This is a genomic window from Streptomyces nogalater (genome assembly GCF_039532885.1).
GTDB classification, from domain to species: domain Bacteria; phylum Actinomycetota; class Actinomycetes; order Streptomycetales; family Streptomycetaceae; genus Streptomyces; species Streptomyces nogalater.
Genome location: NZ_BAAASM010000053.1, coordinates 15,265 through 38,241, shown reverse-complemented (window position 1 = coordinate 38,241; position 22,977 = coordinate 15,265). Strand labels below are relative to the sequence as shown.

Here is a 22,977-nt window from a genome sequence, read left to right as displayed (position 1 = left end):
GCGCATGACCGGCACCGATCTGCATCTGCCCAGGGGCGCGACCGCGAACGCCTGGTACGCCGTCGACATCGGCCCCGAATCGGCCGGCTGGACGCACAGCAGTCTGCGGGTCGTCGAGCTGGCGCCCGGCGGCAGCCATACCTTCACCACCGGCGACAGCGAGTGGATCGTGCTTCCGCTGGAAGGCGGATGTACCGTACAAACGGAGCAGGACGAGTTCCAACTCCTGGGCCGGGACAGTGTGTTCGCGGATGTCACCGACTTCGCGTACGCCCCCCGGGACGCCCGGGTCCAGATCGCCTCCGGCGCGGGAGGCCGCTTCGCCCTGGCAGGAGCGAAGTGCGAGCGACGACTCCCCGCCCGCTACGGCCCCGCGCCGGAGGTCCCCGTCGAGGAGCGCGGCAGCGGCACCTGCGCCCGCCGGGTGCGCAATTTCGCCGCCGCCGACGCCTTCGCGTGCGACCGGCTGATCGCCGTGGAGGTGATCACCCCCGGCGGCAACTGGTCCTCGTACCCGCCGCACAAGCACGACGAGCACCGGCCCGGCGAGGAGTCGGAGCTCGAGGAGATCTACTACTTCGAGATCGACGGCCCGAACGGGCTCGGCTACCAACGGGTGTCGCCCTCCCGCGCGGGCGGTGCGGACGTGCTCGCCGAGGTCCGCTCCGGCGACGCCGTGCTCGTCCCCGACGGCTGGCACGGCCCGTCCATCGCCCAGCCCGGGCACGACATGTACTACCTGAACGTCATGGCGGGCCCGGGGCCGAGCCGGGAGTGGCTCATCCGCTTCCATCCCGACCACACCACCGGGGGGTACCGATGACGACGATCCGGCTCACCGTCGCCCAGGCACTGGTCCGCTTCCTGGCCGCCCAGTACACCGAGCGGGACGGCGCCCGGCAGCGGCTGGTCGGCGCCGTCTGGGGCATCTTCGGGCACGGCAACGTCGCCGGGATCGGCCAGGCGCTGGTCGAGTACGCGGACGTGATGCCGTACCACCAGGGCCGCAACGAGCAGGCCATGGTGCACGCGGCCGTCGGCTACGCCCGCCAGTCGGGCCGGCTGTCCACCCACGCGGTGACCACCTCCATCGGCCCCGGCGCGACCAACCTCGTCACCGGCGCCGCCCTCGCCACCATCAACCACCTGCCGGTGCTGCTCCTGCCCGGCGACGTCTTCGCCGCCCGCCCCGCCGACCCGGTGCTGCAACAGCTGGAGGTGCCCTACGCGGGCGATGTGTCGGTCAACGACACCCTGCGCCCGGTGTCGAGGTACTTCGACCGCGTCACCCGGCCGGAGGCCCTGATCCCGTCGGCCCTCCAGGCGATGCGGGTGCTCACCGACCCGGTGGACACCGGCGCGGTCACCCTCGCCCTGCCGCAGGACGTGCAGGCGGAGAGCTTCGACTGGCCGGAGCGGTTCTTCGCCGAGCGGGTGTGGACCGTACGGCGGCCCGGCGCGGACGCGGCCGAACTGACCGAGGCGGTCCGGGAGATCCGCGACGCACGCCGGCCGCTGATCATCGCGGGCGGCGGGGTGCACCACAGCCGCGCCGAGACCGCCCTCGCCGAGTTCGCCGGGGCCACCGGCATCCCGGTCGCCTCCACCCAGGCCGGCAAGGGGTCCCTGCGGTACGACCACCCGCAGGACGTCGGCGGGATCGGGCACACCGGCACCGCGACCGCCGACGACCTGGCCCGCACCGCCGACCTGGTGATCGGCGTCGGCACCCGCTACACCGACTTCACCACCGCCTCCGGCACCCTCTTCGCCCACCCGGACGTCCGCTTCGTCAACCTCAACATCGCCCCCTTCGACGGCCACAAGCTCGCCGGGCTCCCGCTGGTCGCGGACGCCCGCAGCGCCCTGGGCGAGCTGACCGAGGCGCTCGGGATGCACGGGCACCGGGTGCCGGGGGAGTACGTCGCCGAGTACACCGGGGCCAAGGACCGCTGGGAGCGGACCGTCGACGCCTGCTTCGCGGCCCCCGACCCCGCCGCCCGCCCGACCCAGACACAGGTCCTCGGGGCGCTGGACACGCTGGTGGACGAGTCGGACATCATCATCAACGCGGCCGGGTCGCTCCCCGGCGACCTGCACAAACTGTGGCGGGCGCGGTCGGCGGACCAGTACCACCTGGAGTACGGCTACTCCTGCATGGGCTACGAGATCCCCGCCGCCATCGGCGTGAAGCTCGCCGCGCCGGAGCGCAACGTGTGGGCGCTGGCCGGCGACGGCACGTATCTGATGCTGCCGACGGAGATCGTGACGGCCGTGCAGGAAGGCGTCGCGATCAAACTCGTCCTGGTGCAGAACCACGGCTACGCCTCCATCGGCGGGCTGTCGGAGGCGGTGGGCGGCGAGCGGTTCGGCACGGCCTACCGCTACCCGGCCGGGGACGGCACCTACACCGGCGCCCCGCTGCCCGTCGACCTGGCGGCCAACGCGGCCAGCCTGGGCATGCGGGTGCTGCGCGCGGGGACCGTGGGGGAGCTGCGGGCGGCGCTCGGCGAGGCGCGCGCCGCCGACGTCCCCACATGTGTCTACGTGGAGACCGAAACGTCCGACACTGTGTCGGGCGCGCCGCCCGCCCAGGCCTGGTGGGATGTTCCCGTGGCCGCGACCGCGACCCGCCCGTCCGCGGTCAAGGCACGCGAGCTGTACGAACGGCACGTCTCCACCCGACGCCGCCATCTGTGAGAAGGAGTCCCCGGACATGACGAAGATCGTCAACCACTGGATCGGCGGGAAGGCCGTCGACGGCGCGTCGGGTACGTACGGGCCGGTCACCGACCCGGCGACCGGCGCGGTGACCACGAAGGTCGCGTTCGCCTCGGCCGAGGAGGTGGACGCGGCGGTCGCGTCGGCCAAGGACGCCTTCGCCTCCTGGGGCCAGTCCTCGCTGGCCCAGCGCACCTCCATCCTGTTCCGGTTCCGGGCGCTGCTGGACGCCCACCGCGACGAGATCGCCGACCTGATCACCGCCGAGCACGGCAAGGTGCACTCCGACGCGCTCGGCGAGGTCGCGCGCGGCCTGGAGATCGTGGACCTGGCCTGCGGGATCAACGTGCAGCTCAAGGGCGAGCTGTCCACGCAGGTCGCCAGCCGGGTCGACGTGGCCGCGATCCGCCAGCCGCTCGGCGTCGTCGCGGGCATCACGCCGTTCAACTTCCCGGCGATGGTCCCGATGTGGATGTTCCCGATCGCCATCGCCTGCGGCAACACCTTCGTGCTCAAGCCCAGCGAGAAGGACCCGTCCGCCTCCGTGCGGATCGCCGAGCTGCTGTCCGAGGCCGGTCTGCCCGACGGTGTCTTCAACGTCGTCCACGGTGACAAGGTGGCCGTCGACCGGCTGCTGGAGCACCCGGACGTCAAGGCCGTCTCCTTCGTCGGTTCCACCCCGATCGCCCGTCACATCCACGCCACCGCCTCCGTGAACGGCAAGCGGGTGCAGGCCCTCGGCGGCGCCAAGAACCACATGCTGGTGCTGCCGGACGCCGACCTGGACGCGGCGGCCGACGCGGCGGTGAGCGCGGCCTACGGCTCGGCGGGCGAGCGCTGCATGGCCATCTCGGCGGTCGTGGCGGTCGGCTCCATCGGCGACACGCTGGTGGAGAAGATCCGCGAACGCGCCGAGAAGATCAAGATCGGTCCGGGCAACGACCCGGCGTCCGAGATGGGCCCGCTGATCACCAAGGCGCACCGGGACAAGGTGGCCTCGTACGTCGCGGGTGCCGCCGCCGAGGGCTGCGAGGTGGTGCTCGACGGCACCGGGTACACCGTCGAGGGCTTCGAGGACGGCCACTGGATCGGCATCTCGCTGCTGGACCGGGTGCCGACCGGCGCCAAGGCGTACCAGGACGAGATCTTCGGCCCGGTGCTGTGCGTGCTGCGCGCCGACACCTACGAGGAGGGCGTGGCGCTCATCAACGCCTCGCCGTTCGGCAACGGCACCGCGATCTTCACCCGGGACGGCGGGGCAGCCCGGCGCTTCCAGCTGGAGGTCGAGGCGGGCATGGTCGGCGTGAACGTGCCGATCCCGGTGCCGGTGGGCTACCACTCCTTCGGCGGCTGGAAGGACTCGCTCTTCGGCGACCACCACATCTACGGCAACGACGGCACGCACTTCTACACCCGCGGCAAGGTCGTCACCACGCGCTGGCCCGACCCGGCCGACGCCCCGGCGGGCGTGGACCTGGGCTTCCCGCGCAACCACTGAGCCGGCCCGGTGCCCCGTCCTCCGCGCCGCGGGGGGCGGGGCACCGGCGTGTCCGGATAGCGGACGCCCGACATTTTTTCGCACCGTCCGCTGCGGTTCCCGTGCACTGCGGACGAAACGGGTGACGAAGGGGTTGTCCTGACGGTGCCTTTGAAAGCAAGGTCACAACCGGTCTGGGCTTGATGGAAGCACCTGTAGGGCGTAACGGCCTGGGAAAGTGATGCCCCCCACGGAGAAGCGGAGCTGCGGATTCCGAAGGTAAACGGCCATTGACGTGGAGGTTTTCGTCGGGGTTCTATGCAGCGCCGGGAGCGGACGAGACCGAACATTCGACGATCCGCCGGAGGCGATAGCGCTCCCGAGCCCACCCTCACTCGCACCAGTCGATCGGAACCGCCGCATGACCGACACGCACCAGAAGACCGTGGCCGACGCCGCGCCGGCCCCCGCTCCCGGGCTGAAGCGCTCCATCGGTGTCGTGGGCGGCACCCTGCTGACGCTGTCGTGCGTCACGCCCGCCTCCACGCTCTTCGTCGTGGTGCCCGACCTGTTCGGCTCCCTCGGCACCGCCACCGCCCTGACCATCGCCATCGGCTCCCTGCTCTGTATCGCCGTGGCGTTCTGCTACTCCGAGCTGGGCACCCTCATCCCGAGCGCGGGCGGCGAGTACGCCATGGTGTCGACGATGGCCGGGCGGCTCGCGGGCTGGCTCGTCTTCGTGCTCTCCCTGCTGGTCGTCATGATCGTGCCGCCGGTGATCGCGATGGGCACGGCGGACTACCTCGCCCCGATCGTCCACCTCGACCCGTCCATGACCGGCGCCGGCGTGATGCTGCTCGCCACCCTCGCCGGCCTGCTCGACCTGCGCGCCAACGCCTGGATCACCGGCATCTTCCTGGTCCTGGAGGTCATCGCGGCCGGCGTCGTCGCCCTGCTCGGCTTCTCGCACAGCCACCGCGGGATGGGCAGCCTCGTCTCCCTGCAGGTCGCCGGCGACCACGGCCACACGGACACCGTCACCGCCATGCTGGTGGTCTCCGGACTCGCCATCGCCCTGTTCGTCACCCAGGGCTTCTCCACCGCGGTCTACCTCTCCGAGGAACTGGAGAACCCGCGCCGCAACGTCGCCCGCACCGTCCTCGCCACCCTCGCCATCTCCACCGTCGTCATCCTGGTCCCGGTCGCCGCGATCACCCTGGGCGCCTCCGACCTCACCGAACTGACCGGCGGCGACATCGGCTCCATGGTCACCGCCTGGTCCAACTCCGCGGTCGGCACCTTCGTCAGCCTCTGCGTGGCCCTCGCCATCATCAACGCGGGCATCGTCATGGTCATCCAGAACTCCCGCGTGCTGTTCGCCTCCGCCCGCGACAAGGCCTGGCCCGGCCCGGTCAACACGGTCTTCTCCCGGCTCGGCCGCTTCGGCTCCCCGTGGGTGGCCACCCTCGCCGTCGGCGTCCCCGGCGCGGTGCTCTGCTTCGTCAACCTCGACACCCTGTACGGCGTCACCGGCGTCTCGGTGACCGGCATGTACCTGCTGGTCGCGGTCGCCGCGCTGCTCGCCCGCCGCGGCTCCCACAAGCACACGCCCGCCTGGCGGATGCCGCTGTGGCCCGCGGTGCCGGTCCTGCTCATCGCCGTCCTGGCCTACATCCTGACCCAGCAGGAGACCGCCTACCTGCTGTGGACCGGCGGCATCACCGCCGTCGCCACCCTCTACTGGGCCCTGTACCTGCGGCCCCGCCGCGACACCCGCTGGCTGGTGTCCATCCCCGAGGACGCGCGGACCACGGACCCGGCGGACCCGGCGGGGCAGCCGGTGACCATCCCGGCCCAGCCCGGCCCCGCCGAGCCCGCCCCGGCCGTGGGAGAGGCCCAGGCCTGAGGAGCACCCCGAAGGGGCACGGGGCACCGCGCGGCAAGCCACGACGGACCCGCGCCCGGACCACCACCGCGCCCCGTGCCCCGTGTACCGCGGGCGCGGTACACGAGGGCCACCTCCGTACGCCCCAGGCAGGGTCCGCCCCTCCACCCCACGGCAGCAGCGATTGTCGGTGCGGCCCCGTACCGTTGACGCATGGATCTTCGACCTCGCGCACCCCGGACGCTCCGGCGCCGGCCGCGCCGGCTCGTCGCCGCCGCGGCCGCCGCCGTGATGCTCGCCGGTGCCGGGACGTGGACGGCGGCCGTCGCCTCCGACGACACCCCTGCCGTGCGCCGCACCGACCGGGTCCTCGCGGTCGACGGGGCGCGCCTGGACACCTCGTACGTCACCCCGGCCGACGCCGGCCGCCACCCCGCCGTGCTGCTCGCGCACGGCTTCGGCGGCAGCAAGGACGACATGCGCCGGCAGGCCGAGGACCTCGCCCGCTCCGGGTACGCGGTCCTGACCTGGTCCGCGCGCGGCTTCGGCCGGTCCACCGGCAAGATCGGGCTGAACGATCCCCGCGGCGAGGTCGCCGACGTCTCCCGGCTCGTCGACTGGCTGGCGAAACGGCCCGAGGTACGGCTCGACCGGCCCGGCGACCCCCGCGTGGGCGTGGCCGGCGGCTCCTACGGCGGCGCGATCGCCCTGCTCGCCGCCGGACACGACCGGCGCGTCGACGCCATCGCCCCGGCCATCACCTACTGGAACCTCGCCGACGCCCTGCTCCCGCACGGCGTGTTCAAGAAGCTGTGGGCCGGCGTGTTCGTCAACAGCGGCGGCGGCTGCGCCAGGTTCGAGCCCGCGCTGTGCCGGATGTACGAGCGGGTCGCCGCGTCCGGCACCCCCGACCCGGCCGCCCGCGCGATGCTGGCCCAGCGCTCGCCGTCCGCCGTCGGCGACCGCGTCAAGGTGCCCACCCTGCTGGTGCAGGGGCAGACCGACTCCCTGTTCCCCCTCGACCAGGCCGACGCCGCCGCCCGGACCATCCGCGCGAACGGCGCCCCCGTCGCCGTCGACTGGATCGCCGGCGGACACGACGGCGGCGACATGGAGACCGACCGGATCGAGGCACGCACGCGCGCCTGGTTCGACCGGTACCTGAAGGGCGACGAGGACGCCGACACCGGCCCCGCCTTCCGGGTCACCCGCACCGGAGGCGTCGACTCCACCGACGGCGCCGCCCGGCTGCGCGGCGCGAGCGCCGGCACCTACCCGGGCCTGCGCGGCCACCCGCGCCCCATCGCCCTCACCGGCGCCGCCCAGCGCGTCGCCAGCCCGGCCGGCGCCAGCCCGCCCGGCGTCTCCGCGCTGCCCGGCCTCGGCACCTCCGGCGGCCTGGCCCGGCTGTCCGCGCTCGGCGTCGGCCTCTCCATGGACTTCCCCGGCCAGTACGCGCGGTTCGACTCGGCTCCGCTCACCCGCGACCTGCGGATCACCGGCACCCCGACGGCCACCGTGCACATCACCTCCACCCGTGACGACGCCGTCCTGTTCGGCAAGGTCTACGACGTCGGCCCCGACGGCGGCACCCCGGTGCTGCCCGCCCAGCTCGTCACCCCCTTCCGGGTGACCGGCGCCAAGGCGGGCAAGGACGTCACCGTCACCCTCCCGGCCATCGACCACGAGGTGCGCAAGGGCCACCGGCTCCGCCTGGTCCTCGCCTCCACCGACCTCGGCTACGCCTCACCGGCCGCCCCGGCCACCTACACCGTCTCCCTGAAGTCGGCCCTGAGCGTGCCGACGGCCCCCCAGGTCACCACCGCCGCCGCGCCCCTGCCCGCCTGGGTGTGGTGGCTGCCCGCGGCCGGCGCCGTCGCCGCCCTCGCCCTGCTGCTCACCGCCCGCCGCCGCACGGCCGCCCCCGCCCCCGACCCGGACCTCGCCGAGGTCCCCCTCGTCATCGACGGCCTGAGCAAGCGCTACGCCAGGTCCACGGACCGGTACGCCGTCCGGGACCTGTCCTTCCGCGTGGAGAAGGGCCAGATCCTCGGACTGCTCGGGCCCAACGGCGCGGGCAAGACCACCACCCTGCGCATGCTCATGGGCCTGATCCGCCCCGACGACGGCGGGATCCGGGTCTTCGGCCACGCCATCCGGCCCGGCGCGTCGGTGCTCTCCCGGGTCGGCGCCTTCGTGGAGGGCGCGGGCTTCCTGCCCCACCTGTCCGGCCGGGAGAACCTGGAGCTGTACTGGCGGGCCACCGGCCGCCCGCCCGAGGACGCCCACCTGGACGAGGCCCTGGAGATCGCCGGGCTCGGCGACGCCCTGGCCCGCGCGGTGCGCACCTACTCCCAGGGCATGCGCCAGCGCCTGGCCATCGCCCAGGCCATGCTCGGCCTGCCCGACCTGCTCATCCTGGACGAGCCCACCAACGGCCTGGACCCGCCCCAGATCCGCGAGATGCGCGAGGTGATGATCCGCTACGCGGCCGGCGGCCGCACGGTGATCGTCTCCAGCCATCTGCTCGCCGAGGTCGAGCAGACCTGCACCCACCTGGTCGTGATGGATCGCGGCCGGCTGGTGCGGGCCGGGAAGGTCCGGGACATCATCGGCTCCGGCGACACCCTGCTGGTCGGCACCGCCCGGCCGGTGGAGGAGCCGGTGGTGGAGAAGGTGGCCTCGCTGCCCGGCGTCGCCTCCGCCGTGCGCACCGACGACGGGCTGCTGGTCCGTCTCGCCCCCGGCGGCACGGCCGAACGGCTGGTCGCGGAACTGGTGCGGCTGGAGCTGCCGGTCGCCTCCATCGGCCCGCACCGCCGCCTGGAAGACGCCTTCCTCACCCTGATCGGAGGTTCCGCATGAGCACACTCACCGAGGTCGCCTCCGGCTATCGGGCGGGGCGCACCCTGCCGCTGCGGGTCGAGCTGGTCCGCCAGCTCAAACGGCGCCGCACCCTGGTCATGGGCGCGGTCCTGGCCGTCCTGCCGTTCGTGCTGCTGATCGCCTTCGCGGTCGGCGGCGACCCGGGCGGCCGCAACGACCGGGTCACGCTGATGGACACGGCGACCGCCTCCGGCGCCAACTTCGCCGCCGTGAACCTCTTCGTGTCGGCCGGCTTCCTGCTGGTCATCCCGGTCGCCCTGTTCTGCGGGGACACCGTCGCCTCCGAGGCGAGCTGGTCCTCGCTGCGCTATCTGCTCGCCGCGCCCGTGCCCCGCGCACGGCTGCTGTGGTCCAAGCTCGTCGTGGCGCTCGGGCTGTCCCTCGCCGGGATGGTGCTGCTGCCGCTCGTGGCGCTCGCCGCCGGCACGGCCGCCTACGGCTGGGGCCCGCTGCGGATCCCCACCGGCGGCGCGCTGGACACCGGCACGGCGGCCCAGCGGCTCCTGGTGGTCGTGGCGTACCTCTTCGTGTCCCAACTGGTCACCGCGGGGCTGGCGTTCTGGCTGTCCACGGCGACGGACGCCCCGCTCGGCGCGGTCGGCGGCGCGGTCGGCCTGACCATCGTCGGCAACGTCCTGGACGCCGTCACCGCCCTCGGCCACTGGCGGGACTTCCTGCCCGCGCACTGGCAGTTCGCCTGGGTGGACGCCGTCCAGCCGACCCCCGAGTGGTCCGGCATGATCCAGGGCGCCGCGCTCTCCGTGACGTACGCCCTGGTGCTGTTCGCACTGGCCTTCCGCGCGTTCTCCCGTAAGGACATCGTCTCTTAGCCCGATGTTCGGATCGTTCGAGACCCTGCGCGCCAATCAGGTGAATTGCCGCGACCATTCCAGCTGTCGCTGGTTGATCGGGCCGTAGGGTATGCGTCGCTACGAGGAAAGGGAGCGAAGTGGTCAGGGAGGAAATGATCGCCGCTGCGACCGCCACCTCTGTTATAGGCGTGGGCGTCGGCGCCGTCTGATCATGGGGTAATTCGGCGGCGAAGGGCTATCACGCGAACCCGCGGCTGACGCTGGTCCAGAACGCGCTGAACAAGCCGTGGCAGTTCCCGGTCCGTCCGCTGCCCCGTCTGCGGGCCATCCGGGCCCTTTTCGTCGAATTCGGACGAGGGGAAGTGTGCGAGGGGCATGATTCCCCGGCGGTGTCGTGCGGATCCGGCCGTGCCCAGGATGTCGGCAACACCTGCGTCAACGTCTGAAGTGCTTTTTCCGCGGGGGTTCGCCCCTTCCCACTTCTCCGAGCAGGGAGACCATGAGACTGCGACAGAATTTCAGCAAGGGCATCGCCGTGGCCGCCGCCGCCACCGGCGTGCTGTCCGTGTACGGCGGCACAGCGTTCGCCGACGCCAACGGGCACAGTACCGCTCATGCCTCCCCCGGGCCGCTGGCCGGGAACAACGTCCAGGACCCGGCGGACGCCTGCGGCAACTCCATCAGCGCGACCGCCACGTTGGAGACGGTGTCCGGAAGTGCCTGCGTCGCCGAGGCCCGGGGGGCGAAGGGTGAGAAGGGCAGCCGGCACCCTGACGAGTCCGACGACCTCGGCGAGGTCGGCGCCCCCGGCGAGGCCGGCGCCCCCGGCGAGGCCGGCGCCCCCGGCGAGGCCGGTGGCTACGGCGACTCCGATTACGGCGACCAGACGCGTCCCAGCGACAACCACTCCGCGCCGCCTTCGTACGGGGACGACGAGGAGACGGATCCGCCTTCGTACGGGGGCGAGGAGACGGATCCGCCTTCGTACGGGGGCGAGGAGACGGATCCGCCTTCGTACGGGGGCGAGGAGACGGACTCGCCTTCGTACGGGGGCGAGGAGACGGACTCGCCTTCGTACGGGGATGAGGAGACGGACTCGCCTTCGTACGGGGATGAGGAGACGGACTCGCCTTCGTACGGGGATGAGGAGACGGACTCGCCTTCGTACGGGGATGAGGAGACGGACTCGCCTTCGTACGGGGACGAGGAGACGGACCCGCCTTCGTACGGGGACGAGGAGGCCCCGCCCTCGTACGGGGACGAGGAGGCCCCGCCACCCCCGGGCGATGGCGAGCACCCTCCTGCGCAGCCGCCCATGCTCCCGCACACCGGTGGTGAGGAGCGGGCCATGATCGCGTCCTCGGCCGCCGGCGCCGCGCTGATCGCGGCCGGGGCCATCCTGTACCGGCGGGGCCGGGCCGCCGCACGCCGGTAGCGTGCCGGGGGCCGCACCGAGTCCCCGGCACCCCGCGGCGCAACCGTCAGCGCCGGGTCGGCGATCGGCACCTCACCACCCGACCCGGCCCGGGCCCGCGCGCGGCCGTCGCCGCCCCCAGCGCACCAGCCTCCCCGCCGTGAAGGTCGCGCCGCGCACGAACCCGCCGGGCGGGAGCCCGCCGGTCGTCTCCGGGCCGGCCAGGAACAGGCCCGGGTACGACGCCTCGGACGCCGGCTCCCCCGCGGTGCCCCGTCGGCGCCGGGAGCCGGCAGCCGCGATGACGTGCCCGGTCTCCGGCATGGTGGATCGGCCCCGTCGCGCCACGGCCCAGCCCACCCGGAGCCTCCCGCGGCCGTCCGCGGTGCGCCTCTCCCCGTCCCGGGTGACGGCCCGAAGCAGCCGCACGCGGCGCCACCAGGTCACGGTGCGTTCTTCGCCCCGGGCACGGGTCCGGTGCCCACCACCAACAGGTCGTACCCCGGCGCCTTGCCCGCTTTCCCTTCGTTGGCCCGTCCGGGCGGTTCCGGGGACCGGAAGCGGCGACCGCGCTGGCATTTTTCGTACTGGTGTGACTGAGTGTCGGTGACCGGGAGACGACCGGTTCGTCGAGTGGCGTATGGCGCGTGACGAGCGGAGAGAGGGAGGGCGGACATGGCCGCACGGCGGCAAAGGAGCCGGTCCCTGTGGCGGGCCGTGCTCGCGGTGTCGGCTGTCGCCTCGGTCACCCTGGCGGCCGGCCCCGGCTTCGCCGCGGACCCGGTGGCTCCCGCGCGGACCGCCGCGCCCTTCGGGGCGTTCCTCGCCTCAGGGCCCCGCGGGATCGCGCGCATGGCCGGGCTGAGCAACTGGCTCGGCGGGGCCGAACTGAAGGTCGCCCACACCTATCTGCCCGGCGGCCTGTGGGAGGACATCGAGGGCCCGCCCGGCTTCCTGGACGCCTGGGCCGGCTGGCGGCGGGAGAAGGCGGACCGGACGCTGGTCCTCAACGTGCCGATGCAGGAACGCAACGAGGAGGACGTCCCGGACGAGGAGGTGCGGTGGCTGCTGCGGCAGGCCGCGGCCGGCGCGTTCGACGGGCACTTCAGGATCCTCGCCGAACGGCTGGTGACGCTGGGGGTGCCGGACACGGTGATCGTGCTGGGCTGGGAGATGAACGGCACCACCTACACCCATCGCTGCGGGCCGGACCCCGCGTCCTGGAAGGCGTACTGGAACCGGATCGTCGCCGCCATGCGCGCGGTGCCGGGCCAGCGGTTCCGGTTCGACTTCGCGCCGAGCCGCGGCCGCGACGCCGTGCCCTGGACCGAGTGCTACCCCGGTGACGACACGGTCGACATCATCGGCATGGACTCCTACGACCAGCCGGCCGGCGTGACGTTCGACGAGCAGGTGAGCGAGCCCTACGGCCTCCAGCAGCACGTGGACTTCGCCGAGGCCCACGGCAAGCCCGTGTCGTACCCGGAATGGGGGCTCTTCCGCAACGGCGACAACGCCGAGTACATGCGGCGCATGCTCGCCTGGATCGGCGAACACCGGCCGGTGTACCACACGCTGACCGACTACTGCCCGCACGGCGTGTGGCAGTGCCCGGCCAACCCCCGCTCCGCACGGATCTACCGGGCCGCCCTGTACGGCCGCGACGACCAGTCCGCGCCGTCGTCCACACCGGCTCCGACCCAGGCTCCCACCACGCCCCCGGCCACCTGCGCGCCGCTGGATCCGGACGACTGGACCGGGTACTGGCTCGGCCACGACATCTGCCTTCCCTTCGGCTGGTGGTCGCGGCACCGCTAGGGCCGCCCGCGTTCCCGCCACCGATGCCGCAGCTCCCTGCCCCGCTGCCGTGCGGTCGTGCCGCACAGCGCGGCCGTCAACAGCGGGGCGGTGTGCCGACGGGCCATGAGCAGCCGCTGGTTGACGACGCGGTCGGGCCGCCAGTGACGCTTGTACGGCTCGTCGCCGCGCAGCAGGCTCAGTGTGCCCGGCCCGCCGCTACCCGTCAGCTCGGCGCAGGCGTCCAGCAGTATCACCGCCACGTCCGCCCGGCGTTCCCGCAGGCCCGGGTGGGCGCCGTAGAGGTAGCCGCCGGCCATGCCGCCCGAGAGCAGGGTCAGGTCGACGGCCACCACCTCGTCGCCGATCCGGAACTCGGTGACCACCGCGTTGCCCGAGCGCACCATCGGGCCCACCGCGCGCAGCAGATGAGCCCGGAACCGGGGCCGCAGATGCTCGCTCGTCACGTCTCTGCCCTGCCACTGCAGCCGGTGCAGCGCCAGCAGCCGGTCGAGCGCCGTCCCGACCTCCTCCGGGCCCACTGTCCGCCGGCGCACGCCCAGCGCGGCCAGCCTGCGCAGCTTCGCCCGCGCCCGCTGGCCGGACTTGCCCGACGGCAGACGGGCGATCAGCTCGTCCATCGGTACGGCGGGCAGCTCCAGGCACGGGGAGTCGGGGACCGTGCGGCGCGGTCCGGGCCAGCGGTCGTAGACCCGCTCCACCGCGCCGCCCGGACGCACCTCGCGGAAGTCGACCAGCGCGGTGCGGGCCGCGTCCGCGAGCGCCTCGGTGAGCACACCGGCCGCCCGCCCGTCGTCGGCGTCGTCCAGCAGCACGTCCGCGTAATCGGAGATGCCCGCGCCGAGCGGCAGCAGCGCCGGCAGCGGCCGGCGGACCAGCATCAGCGGCGCGGCGGCCACCAGGTCCCGGCCGGCCCGTACCAGCAGCAGCCGCAGCCGTCCCGGCCGGCCGTACGACAGCCACCACGAGTGCAGCCAGGCGTGGCTCTGGAATGGGGTCGCGGCGGCACACCGCCCGGCCAGCCGTTCCCAGGCCGGGGCCAGGCCGGCGAACACGTCCGCGTCGTTGACGAGTTCGGCGGTGAGGCGGACGCGGGCGCGCGCCGCGACGGTGGCGGTCACCGCCGGCCGCGCGCGTCGGCGACGACGGCCGGTCCGGGCGCGGGGGCCGGGCGCGGGACCTCGGCCTCCGGCGCGCGGCGCGGCCGTACCAGCAGCGCGAGGGCGCCGAGCAGCCCGCCCCCGCCCGCCCCGACCAGCCCGGTCACCCCGGCGGAGGACGAGGACGGCTCGGTCGGCCGTACCGCGCGGGTGAACGGGACCAGGGACACGCGGGTGGCGGCCCGGGCGGCGTCGGCGCGCCGGGCCAGCGCCCCGGCGACCGCGTTGGCCATGGCGGCGGCCTCCGCCGGGCGGGGCGAGGTCGCGGAGACGGCGACCATCGGCGCGTCGGGCGAGGTGGCGGTGCGCACCCCGGCGCGCAGCGCGGCCACCGGCACCCCGGCGGATACCTGGGCGTCGGCGAGCACCGCGGGCTGCGTGGCGATACGGCCGTAGGCCTGCGCGAAACCCAGCGCGCCGGCGGCGTCGGACCGCTCGCCGGGCACGGCGACCAGATAGCTGGTGGCCGTGTACTCGGCGGGCCGCAGCACGCCGTACCCGCCGCCCAGCAGCCCGCCCGCGAGGACCCCGGCCGCCACCAGCGACCAGGGCGGGAACGCGCGGGGCGGGGCGAGACGGGAGCCGCGGTGACGCCGGGTGTGGTTCTCGGTCATGACAGGACGGCTTTCTGCGGGGGCCTGGGGGTGGGGGACGGGTGGGCGAGCGCCGCCGCGTAGACGTTCAGGAGCCGGGCGGCGCTGCGGGTGATGCAGTAGTGGCGAGCCGCCCCGGCGGGGGCGCGCGGACCGGGACCGGCGGCGCGGACCCCGGCGAGCGCGCGGGCGTACGCGCCGGGCTCGCACGGGACCCGCAACGCGTCCGGGGCGGCTTCGAACGGCAGGTCCTCCAGGGCCGGACAGGAGGTGTAGCGCACCGGCAGCCCGGCCGCGAGCGCCTCCACCACCGCCAGCCCGAACGCCTCCTCGGGCGAGGGGGCGGCGAGCACGTCCATCGCCGAGGTCAGCGCGGGCAGCCCGGCCCCGGGCGAGCCGTCGGGCAGATACGGCCGCTCCCCGGCGAAGACCACCCGGTCCGCGACCCCGGCCCGGTGCGCGGCCCGCCGCAGCGCGCCTTCCTGCGGGCCGCCGCCGACCAGCAGCAGCCGGCAGTCGGCGGGCAGCCCGGCGAGGGCGTGGACCAGGACGTCGAAGCGTTTGCCGGGGACGAGTCGGCCGATGCCGCCGATCACGAACGCGCCCTCGTCCAGGCCCAGTTCCGTGCGGGCGCGGCGGCGGGCCGACGGGTCGAAGGCGAACCGGGCGAGGTCGATGCCGCCTGGCACGACCGTGATGCGCGGCTCGGGCACGCCCCAGCGGGCCAGCCGGGCGGCGACCGCCGGGGAGACCGCGACGGTGGTCCGGCCCAGCCGCTCGCCCAGCAGATACAGCGCGCGGACCCCCGTGGTGAGCGGCCGGCCCTCCGTCTGGGTGTCCCCGAGCGAGTGCTCGGTGGCGACGACGGCAGGCACCCCGGCCAGCCGGGCGGCGATCCGGCCGTACAGGCAGGCCCGGTACAGATGGGTGTGCACCACGTCGTACCGGCCGCGCCGGATGATCCCGGTCAGCCGGGGCAGCGCGCTCAGGTCGCGGTTGCCCCTCATGCCGAGGTGGGTCACCCGCACCCCGTCGGCCGCGAGCCCGTCGGCCACCGGGCCCGGATCGGTCAGCGTCACCACCTCGCACTCGACCGGCAGATGCCGCAGCAGCAGCCGCAGTTGCTGCTCGGCGCCGCCCACGTTCAGCCCGGTGATGATGTGCAGGACCCTCACCGCAGTCCCTCCACCGGCCGTCGGCGCCACCGGTGCAGCCGGCGTTTCAGCACCAGGCGTACGGCGGTGTCCTCCTGCCCGATGTGCACCCGCGGCAGGGCGTGCCGGCCGGTCAGCCGACCGGGGTCGATGCCGCACGCGTAGTCGTACCCGGCCTCCCGCACGGCCGCCACGACGCGCCGGTCGACCGTGCCGTACGGGTAGCAGAAGCCGCCCACCGGGGCGCCCGTCAGCTCCTCCAGCGCGGCCCGGCTCTCGACGGTCTCGGCCTTCAGCCGGGTGTCGTCGGCCCGGGTGAGATCGACGTGGGTGAGGCCGTGCGAGCCGATCTCCACGCCCGCGGCGGCGGCCCGCCGGATGCCGTCGGCGGTCAGCAGCGGTTTGCGCGGGCCCAGCGGATCCCAGGCGTTGTCGCCGCCGAGCCGGCCGGGCAGCACGAACAGGGTGGCCGTGCACCTCCAACGGTCGAGCAGCGGAAGGGCGTTGGTGACGAAGTCGGCATACCCGTCGTCGAAGGTGAGACCCACCAGGTCCCGGCCCTCGCCCCGGTCCCGGGCGGCCAGCAGCTCGGCCACCGACACCCCGCGCAGCCCCCGCCGGACCAGCCAGCGCAACTGCCGCTCCAGCCGGCCGGGGGAGACCGTGACGCGGTAGGGGTCGTCGGAGCAGTCGCCGACCGAGTGGTACATGGCGATCCACGGGGGCGGGCCGGCCGCCGGGGACTTAGCGGGTGAGGGCATGGGCGAGCCTTTGGGGGAGGGAACGGACGGGACGGAGGGCACGGGCGCCGGGGGCGCCGCCGAGCAGGAGGAAGACGACGGCCACCGTGGCCACGCCGGCGGCGAGCCCGGCCGGGGCGGCCGACGGCACTCCCGCCGCCAGCCCGCCCGCCACGGTGGCCCCACAGGCCGCCCCCAGGGGGCGGCCGAGCCCGCGCAGCACGGCACCGGCCCGCAGCGGCACACCACTGCGGCCGGTGCCCGCGAGCAGCAGCGCGGCGGTCAGGGTGATCCCGGCGGCGTTCGCGGCGGCGATCCCGGCGGCCCCCCGGGAACCGGCCGTGCACGCGCCGATTCCCCAGGTCACGGCGATCCCCGCGGCCATCGCGGCCGCCGGGTACCAGGTGGCGCGGCCCGCCGAGAAGTACGAGCGGACCACGACCCCGGTCAGGGTCTGGGCGAGCAGCCCCAGCGCGTAGACCCGCATGACACCGGCGGTCGCCGCGGTGTCCTGGGCGGTGAACGCGCCCCGTTGGAACAGCAGTCCGATCAGCTGCGGGGCGCAGGCCACGACGGCGGCCGTGCCGAGCAGCACCAGGCGGGCGGCCACCGCCACATCCCGCTCCACCCGGCCCCGGGCCCGCTCGGTCTCGCCGTCGGCCAGCGCCCGCGCCACCACCGGGAAGGTGACCGTGGACAGCATCATGGACAGCGTCATCGGGATCTGCGCGACCTTCTGCGCGTAGTTCAGGTGCGAGATGGCCCCGGCGGGCAGCCCGGAGGCCAGGAACCGTTCGATGAGCACCTGCGACTGCCGGCCCAGCGCGAACAGCAGCACGGTGGCCAGCAGGGGCGCGTCCAGCGGGGGTGCCGGGGCGGCGGGCCGCGGGTCCGTACGGCCGCCCCGCAACCGCAAGGCCAGGGCCGGAACCTGCAACGCCACCATCAGCAAGCCGCCCGCCGCCACCCCGAACGCGGCCGACCGTACGCCCCACCGGCCGCCGAACGCGTACATCGCCGTGATGATCGCGAGGTTGTGGACGATGTAGATGGCGGCCGGCGCCAGAAAGCTGCGGTGCGCGCGCAGCGCCGCGCTGAAGTACCCGGCGAGACCGAAGCTCAGCACACAACTGGCCGTGAGCCGGGTGCAGTCCACGGCCGGGGCCGGGTCGGGCAGGCCCGGCGCGAGCACCGCGACGAACCAGGGCGCGGCCACCGTGAGCAGCCCGCCGACCGCCGCGAACGCCAGCGCCAGCCGGGGCAGGGTGCCGGCCACCAGCGAGCGCACCGGATCCCCGGCGGCGCCCCGCGCCCGGTGGGCCAGGGCCGCGCTGAACGCCGGGATCAGCGCGAAGGCCAGCCCGTCTTCGATGAGCAGCGTGGCCGCGAACTCCGGCACGGTCCAGGCGACCAGAAAGGCGTCCGTGTCCCGCCCGGCCCCGAACAACCGCGCCAGCGACTGGTCCCGCACCAGCCCGAGCAGCGCCGCCGCGACGGAGAGGGAGGCGGTGAGGAACGCGGCCCGGGCCAGGAAACGGCCGGTCGGGACCGGGGGCTCGTCCGGTTGAGGGGGGCCGGGGACGCGGGACGTGGGGGTCGCTGCTTCAGGGGCGCGGTGGGATGGCGTGGTGTCGCGGGCGGGGGCGGGTGGAGAGCCGTATGGCGGGGCGGTCCTGTCGATGCCTGCTTCTCGCGCCGGGCCCGTGACCGCCGACGGCTGCCGGGCGGCGGCGGTGTCCGGCCCCGGTGCCTCACCGGTCGTACGACTCGTCAACGCGGGACCGCCTTGCCCGTACCCGTTCCCGGTGCCGGAGCCGGTGCGTGCCGGGCCGGGGTCTCGGAGTGCTCGTCCGTGCCGGGGCCGTCACCGGCCAGCAGCGCCCACCAGGCGACCAGCCCGAAGCACACCGCTGTCAGCACGGTCGACGGGCCGCCGATGTCGGCGTACACGAAGTCGACGAGCTGCCACACCAGCAGCCCGCAGGCGACCAGCGCGCAGTCCAGGCCCCGGCCGCCGGCCGCGCGGGTCCGGCACAGGCCGCGCAGGGCGCACACCAGCAGGGCCAGCCAGCCGCCCGCCAGACACAGCAGCCCCGTCAGTCCCTGTTCGCCGAGGACCAGCAGGTACATGTTGTGCGGGGAGAGCAGCGGTTGCCGACGGAAGGCGGCGCCCGCGCCCTCGGTGTCGCTGCCCGAGGACAGGGCGAGCGAGGCGTGTGCGTCGCGGTACTCCGGGAACGCCTTCAGCCCCACGCCGGTCAGCGGCCGGTCCCGCCACATGTCGACCGCCGCCGCCCACATCGTGTACCGGTCGGTGACCGACTGGTCCGGCGCGTCGGCGACCCGCGTGATGCTGTCGATCCGCTCCCGGAGCGGCGTCGTACCCACCCCCAGCCCGCCCACCAGCACCGCCCCCGCCAGCACGACCGCCACGACCCGCACCGCCCGGCGCGCCCCGGCCAGCAGGAGCTGGACCGTGAGGGCGACGGCGGTGGCGATCCAGGCACCCCGGCTGAAGGACAGGGCGAGCGGCACCGACAGGGCGAGCGCGCAGGCGATGGCGATCACCCGGTCCCGCGCCACGGACCGGCCCAGGGCCAGGCCTACCGCGGACACCAGCCCGAAGGACACCACCGTGGCCATGCCCATCACGTCCGTCACCCCGAAGGTGCCGACCGCCCGGATGTTCTCGCCCTGGTAGGAGGCGCCGGTCCGGGTGACGTACTGGTGCACGCCGACCGCGCCCTGCCACCCCCCGAGCGCCACCAACGACCAGGCCAGCAGCCGGAAGTCGGCCCGGCCCCGGATGAGCAGCGCGACGCCGGCCGGGACCAGGACGAAGACCTGGAGGTATCGGCCGAGGCCGGTGATTCCGGCGTCGGCCGGGACCGCGTGCAGCGCGGCCGGCACCAGAGCGGCCACCGGCAGCCCGAGGATCACCCAGGCGGCCGGGCCGAGCGGGCGGCGGCGCGCGCGCAGCAGCCGCACCGCGCAGCAGAGGACGGCCAGCGCCGACAGCGCGTCGGCCGGGCCGGCGCCACCGCCGTCACCGGGCGCGACGGGCAGCGCGAGCAGCGCCACCACGGCCACCACCGGCAGCACCGGGGACAGCCGTGCGGGCCCGGGGGACGGCGGGCGGGACGTCATCGGGTCAGCTCCCCGTGGAGCGCACGAGCGCGGCGGCGGTGCGCAGCAGGATGCAGACGTCCTGCCACAGCGACCAGTTGTCGATGTAGGCGTTGTCGAAGCGGGCCCGGTCCTCGATGGAGGTGTCCCCGCGCAGCCCGTTGATCTGGGCGAGACCGGTGATACCGGCCCGCATGCGATGGCGGGCCGCGTAACCGGGATGGAGGTCGCTGAACCGGCTGACGAAGTGAGGCCGTTCGGGCCGCGGACCGACCAGGCTCATGTCCCCCCGGAAGACGTTCCACAACTGGGGCAGCTCGTCCAGCGAGGTATGCCGCAGCAACCGGCAGAAGCGGCTCATCCGCTGCTCGCCGGCCACGCTCCACCGGGTGGCCGCCTCGTGCTCGTCGGCCGGGCGGTGGGTGCGCAACTTCAGCATCGTGAAGGGGCGGCCGTCCTTGCCGACGCGTTCCTGCCGGAACACCACCCCGGGCCCTTCGGTGAGCCGCAGCACCATCGCGCACGCCAGCAGCACCGGGCTGGCCAGGGCCAGCAGCACCCCGGACACCACCATGTCCATGAGCCGCTTGCCGGCGCTGCCGCGCCGCCGCGTGCCCAGGTCCAGGCGACGCACGGCGAACCCGGCGATCCGGTCGCGCGACTCGTACGCCGGGCTGTCCGCGTCCACCTCCCACAGCGCGCAGCCCGACTCGGCGAGCGCCCGCAGCAGCGGAGCCCGCTCGGTGCGCACGGCCGGGTGCACGGTCAGGACCACCCGCACCCCGTTCTGGACGAGTGCCCGCTCCACCTCCTCGCCGGTGTCGAGGACCGGCAGTACCCCGGTGCCCCCCGGCTGCTCCGCGACCACGCCCACCGGCCGCACTCCGCAGCGCGGATGCCGCAGCAGCGCGGCGGCGACCCGCTGCGCGGTCACGGCGGGCCCGATCACCAGGGTGGTACGCGGTCGCCGCAGTAGCGCGACCGTGCACCGCCAGTGCACCAGGGCCCGGGTCAGGCCGGCGGCCGCGGTATGCAGGGTGCAGCCCAGCAGCAGGGTCCGGGCGGTCAGGGCGTGGGCGGGGTCGTACGCGGCGAGCAGCGCGGCCAGGGCCAGCCAGGTCACCGCGATCCGCCCACTCACCGCGGGCAGTTCGTCGAGCACACCGGGCACCGGCCGGGCCGAGCGCGGACGCAGCAGCAGCGCGCCGGCCACCAACGCGGCCGCCGGCACCGGCCGGGGGGCGGCCTCCCCCAGGACGACGGTGCCCGCCAGCGCGGCGAGCAGATCGGCGGCGAGCAGCGGCAGTGGTGGGGCATACCACCCGGCCGGGCGCCGCGAAGGGAACCGGAAGCCGCCGACGGGACGGGCGGGTACGACGGAGACGTGCGGGGGTCCGTGGGCCCATGGCTGCGCGCCGGGCGAGGGAACGGTGGTTTCCGTGGTCACGAGTCTCTGGACTCCCTGCGTTCGGCGGGCACGAGCCGGCTCGTTCCGCTGCTCTCCGCCGGGGCCCGGCCGGGCTGTGCCGGGCGGTGGTCGGTGTACGCCGTGTGCGGGTCGGTCGGTGCGGGGCGGTGTTCGGTCTGCGTCGGGCGGCGGCCGGTCCGTGGTGGCGCGTCGGTGAGGAGTTCGCGGTAGACGGCCGCCATCCGGGCCGCGGTGTGCCGCACGTCGTGCCGGGACACGATGTGCCGACGGCCTTGGGCGCCGAGAGCCGCGCGTAACGGCGGATCGGACAGCAGCGCGGTGATCACCCGGGCCAGTGCCACGGAGTCCGCCGGAGGCACCAGGCAGTGCGTGGCCAGCGCCTGCGGCAGGCTCTCGCGAGCACCGTCGACGTCGGTGAGCACGACGGGCCGTGCGCAGCCGAGGGCCTCCAGCGGGACGAGCGCCATGCCCTCCCAGCGCGAGGGCAGCACCACCAGATCGGCGGCCCGGTACCAGGGCACGACGTCGGCGACCGCGCCCGTGAACTGCACCGAGGGGTGTGCCCGTCGGCGTAACGCCTCGCGGTCCGGGCCGTCACCCACCAGCGCGAGCCGCGCCTGCGGCAGTGTCTGGAGGACGGTCTCCCAGGCGCGCAGCAGTACGTCCTGGCCCTTCTGCCGGCACAGACGGCCCACGCAGACGACGAGGGGCCGCCCGGCCGGGCCGGCCTCGCCCCCGGCGCGGCGGTCGCCGCCGACGGGGGGAGGAGGTGCTGTGGGGGCCGGGAAGGCGGGCGGTGACGCGCAGGCCGGGGAGAAGCGGGTGGTGTCGATGCCGTTCGGGATGACCCGGTAGGCGGCGCGCACCCCCGCGCGCAGGCCGGTCGCGCGCTCCGCCGCGCTGACGCACACCACCCGGTCCGCCCAGGGCGCGCCCCACCGTTCCCAGCGCACGGCGAGTGCCGCGGTGATCCCGCCGACCGCCTCGAAGGACCAGGCGTGCGGCTGGAACACGGTCGGAACGCGTCCGCGGACGGCGAGCCGCGCGGCCAGGCCGGCTTTGGCGCTGTGCGCGTGAACCAAGTCGGGCCGTACCTCGTCGAGCAGGCGTACGAGCCGCCGTACCTCGCCCGGCAGGCCGGGTCCCGGCGACCGGCCTGCCGGCCAGTCCCATACCTCGGCTCCCACCTCCCGCAGTCCCGTGGCGAGCGCACCGCCGGGACACGCGACCGCGACCCGCAGGCCCGCCGCGAGCTGAGCCCGACTCAGGTCGAGCACGACCCGGGCGACACCGCCGTCGACAGGCTGCGCGACGTGCAGGACCCCGGGCCGGAAGCCGGAAGGTGATGGGTCCATGCGCGTTTACCTCCTTCACAGGGCGCTCGGGACTGCGGTCGTGAACGCGTCTGCGGTCCTGGGCGCCCACGGCGGCGAAGAGCGCCTGGACCCACGCCGCGTCCGCGTGGCAAACGAGCCGGAAGCCCGGGGGGTCACCGCCGGGCCGCGGACCGGATCGGGAAGGTCGCCGCGTGGTCGTGACCGAGCGCGCCGGCGTGGGCCTTCATCCGCCGGACCGGCACGTCACCCGGTGCGCTGATCCCGGTATCCGGTACGTCGTCCGGGCGAGCGGCCCGGCCGCCGGGTGCGTCCGGGGTACGCCGGGAGCGGATCGCGCGGGCGCCCGGACGGCCGTCCGGATCGGTTGGGGCAACCGGACAAGTGCACCGCCATCACCGGAACGGCCCTCCCGTACATCACCTCAT

Annotated in this window: 17 protein-coding genes; 8 read left to right on the top strand and 9 right to left on the bottom strand. The window is 74.7% G+C overall.

Annotated elements, in window-relative coordinates; genetic code table 11:
• Nucleotides 1-4: 4 nt before the first annotated feature.
• From iolB to ABD350_RS29200, 7 genes are all read left to right on the top strand, one after another.
• Complete coding sequence (gene iolB, locus ABD350_RS29230; protein ID WP_344351719.1) at nt 5-823, top strand: 5-deoxy-glucuronate isomerase; 819 nt, start codon at nt 5-7, stop codon at nt 821-823.
• Nucleotides 820-2,700, top strand: coding sequence for a 3D-(3,5/4)-trihydroxycyclohexane-1,2-dione acylhydrolase (decyclizing) (gene iolD / locus ABD350_RS29225; protein ID WP_344351717.1), 1,881 nt, complete (start codon nt 820-822; stop codon nt 2,698-2,700). Before iolB ends, iolD begins: the two co-directional genes overlap by 4 nt.
• A gap of 16 nt (nt 2,701-2,716) precedes the next feature.
• Nucleotides 2,717-4,219 carry a CoA-acylating methylmalonate-semialdehyde dehydrogenase gene (gene mmsA, locus ABD350_RS29220; RefSeq protein WP_344351715.1) on the top strand — a complete coding sequence of 501 codons (1,503 nt, stop codon included), beginning with the start codon at nt 2,717-2,719 and terminating at the stop codon, nt 4,217-4,219.
• Nucleotides 4,220-4,619: 400 nt separating this feature from the next.
• Nucleotides 4,620-6,104: an APC family permease gene (locus ABD350_RS29215; protein ID WP_344351714.1), complete on the top strand. Its 1,485-nt coding sequence runs from the start codon at nt 4,620-4,622 to the stop codon at nt 6,102-6,104.
• A gap of 192 nt (nt 6,105-6,296) precedes the next feature.
• Entirely contained in the window at nt 6,297-8,948 is a 2,652-nt protein-coding gene (locus ABD350_RS29210) for an alpha/beta fold hydrolase (RefSeq protein WP_344351713.1), read from the top strand.
• A complete protein-coding gene (locus ABD350_RS29205; protein WP_344351711.1) occupies nt 8,945-9,799 on the top strand; it encodes an ABC transporter permease in 855 nt (284 codons plus the stop codon). The genes ABD350_RS29210 and ABD350_RS29205 overlap by 4 nt, the downstream gene beginning before the upstream one ends.
• A gap of 481 nt (nt 9,800-10,280) precedes the next feature.
• A complete protein-coding gene (locus ABD350_RS29200; RefSeq protein WP_344351709.1) occupies nt 10,281-11,216 on the top strand; it encodes a chaplin family protein in 936 nt (311 codons plus the stop codon).
• Between the two features lie 72 nt (nt 11,217-11,288).
• Here the strand turns inward: ABD350_RS29200 and ABD350_RS29195 are convergent, their stop codons facing one another.
• On the bottom strand, nt 11,289-11,519 hold the full coding sequence (locus ABD350_RS29195; protein WP_344351707.1) for a hypothetical protein: 231 nt from the start codon (nt 11,517-11,519) through the stop codon (nt 11,289-11,291).
• Between the two features lie 351 nt (nt 11,520-11,870).
• On the opposite strand from ABD350_RS29195, the gene ABD350_RS29190 reads away from it, so the two are divergent.
• A complete protein-coding gene (locus ABD350_RS29190) occupies nt 11,871-13,013 on the top strand; it encodes a glycoside hydrolase family 26 protein (RefSeq protein ID WP_344351705.1) in 1,143 nt (380 codons plus the stop codon).
• Here the strand turns inward: ABD350_RS29190 and ABD350_RS29185 are convergent.
• Genes ABD350_RS29185 through ABD350_RS29150 form a run of 8 tightly spaced genes read right to left on the bottom strand, consistent with a single transcriptional unit; the run spans nt 13,010 to nt 22,570 of the window.
• Nucleotides 13,010-14,134: a GNAT family N-acetyltransferase gene (locus ABD350_RS29185; RefSeq protein WP_344351703.1), complete on the bottom strand. Its 1,125-nt coding sequence runs from the start codon at nt 14,132-14,134 to the stop codon at nt 13,010-13,012. The genes ABD350_RS29190 and ABD350_RS29185 overlap by 4 nt on opposite strands.
• Nucleotides 14,131-14,787, bottom strand: a complete 657-nt coding sequence (locus ABD350_RS29180) for a lipopolysaccharide biosynthesis protein (protein WP_344351701.1) — start codon at nt 14,785-14,787, stop codon at nt 14,131-14,133. Before ABD350_RS29180 ends, ABD350_RS29185 begins: the two co-directional genes overlap by 4 nt.
• Nucleotides 14,784-15,941, bottom strand: coding sequence for a glycosyltransferase (locus ABD350_RS29175; protein WP_344351699.1), 1,158 nt, complete (start codon nt 15,939-15,941; stop codon nt 14,784-14,786). The genes ABD350_RS29180 and ABD350_RS29175 overlap by 4 nt, the downstream gene beginning before the upstream one ends.
• On the bottom strand, nt 15,938-16,681 hold the full coding sequence (locus ABD350_RS29170) for a polysaccharide deacetylase family protein (protein ID WP_344351697.1): 744 nt from the start codon (nt 16,679-16,681) through the stop codon (nt 15,938-15,940). The genes ABD350_RS29175 and ABD350_RS29170 overlap by 4 nt, the downstream gene beginning before the upstream one ends.
• Complete coding sequence (gene murJ, locus ABD350_RS29165) at nt 16,665-18,434, bottom strand: murein biosynthesis integral membrane protein MurJ (RefSeq protein WP_344351695.1); 1,770 nt, start codon at nt 18,432-18,434, stop codon at nt 16,665-16,667. The genes ABD350_RS29170 and murJ overlap by 17 nt, the downstream gene beginning before the upstream one ends.
• Complete coding sequence (locus ABD350_RS29160; RefSeq protein WP_344351693.1) at nt 18,431-19,807, bottom strand: O-antigen ligase family protein; 1,377 nt, start codon at nt 19,805-19,807, stop codon at nt 18,431-18,433. Before ABD350_RS29160 ends, murJ begins: the two co-directional genes overlap by 4 nt.
• 4 nt (nt 19,808-19,811) lie before the next feature.
• A complete protein-coding gene (locus ABD350_RS29155) occupies nt 19,812-21,233 on the bottom strand; it encodes a sugar transferase (RefSeq protein WP_344351691.1) in 1,422 nt (473 codons plus the stop codon).
• Nucleotides 21,230-22,570 (bottom strand): glycosyltransferase, encoded by a 1,341-nt coding sequence (locus tag ABD350_RS29150; protein ID WP_344351689.1) that lies wholly within the window; start codon nt 22,568-22,570, stop codon nt 21,230-21,232. Before ABD350_RS29150 ends, ABD350_RS29155 begins: the two co-directional genes overlap by 4 nt.
• Nucleotides 22,571-22,977: the final 407 nt, after the last annotated feature.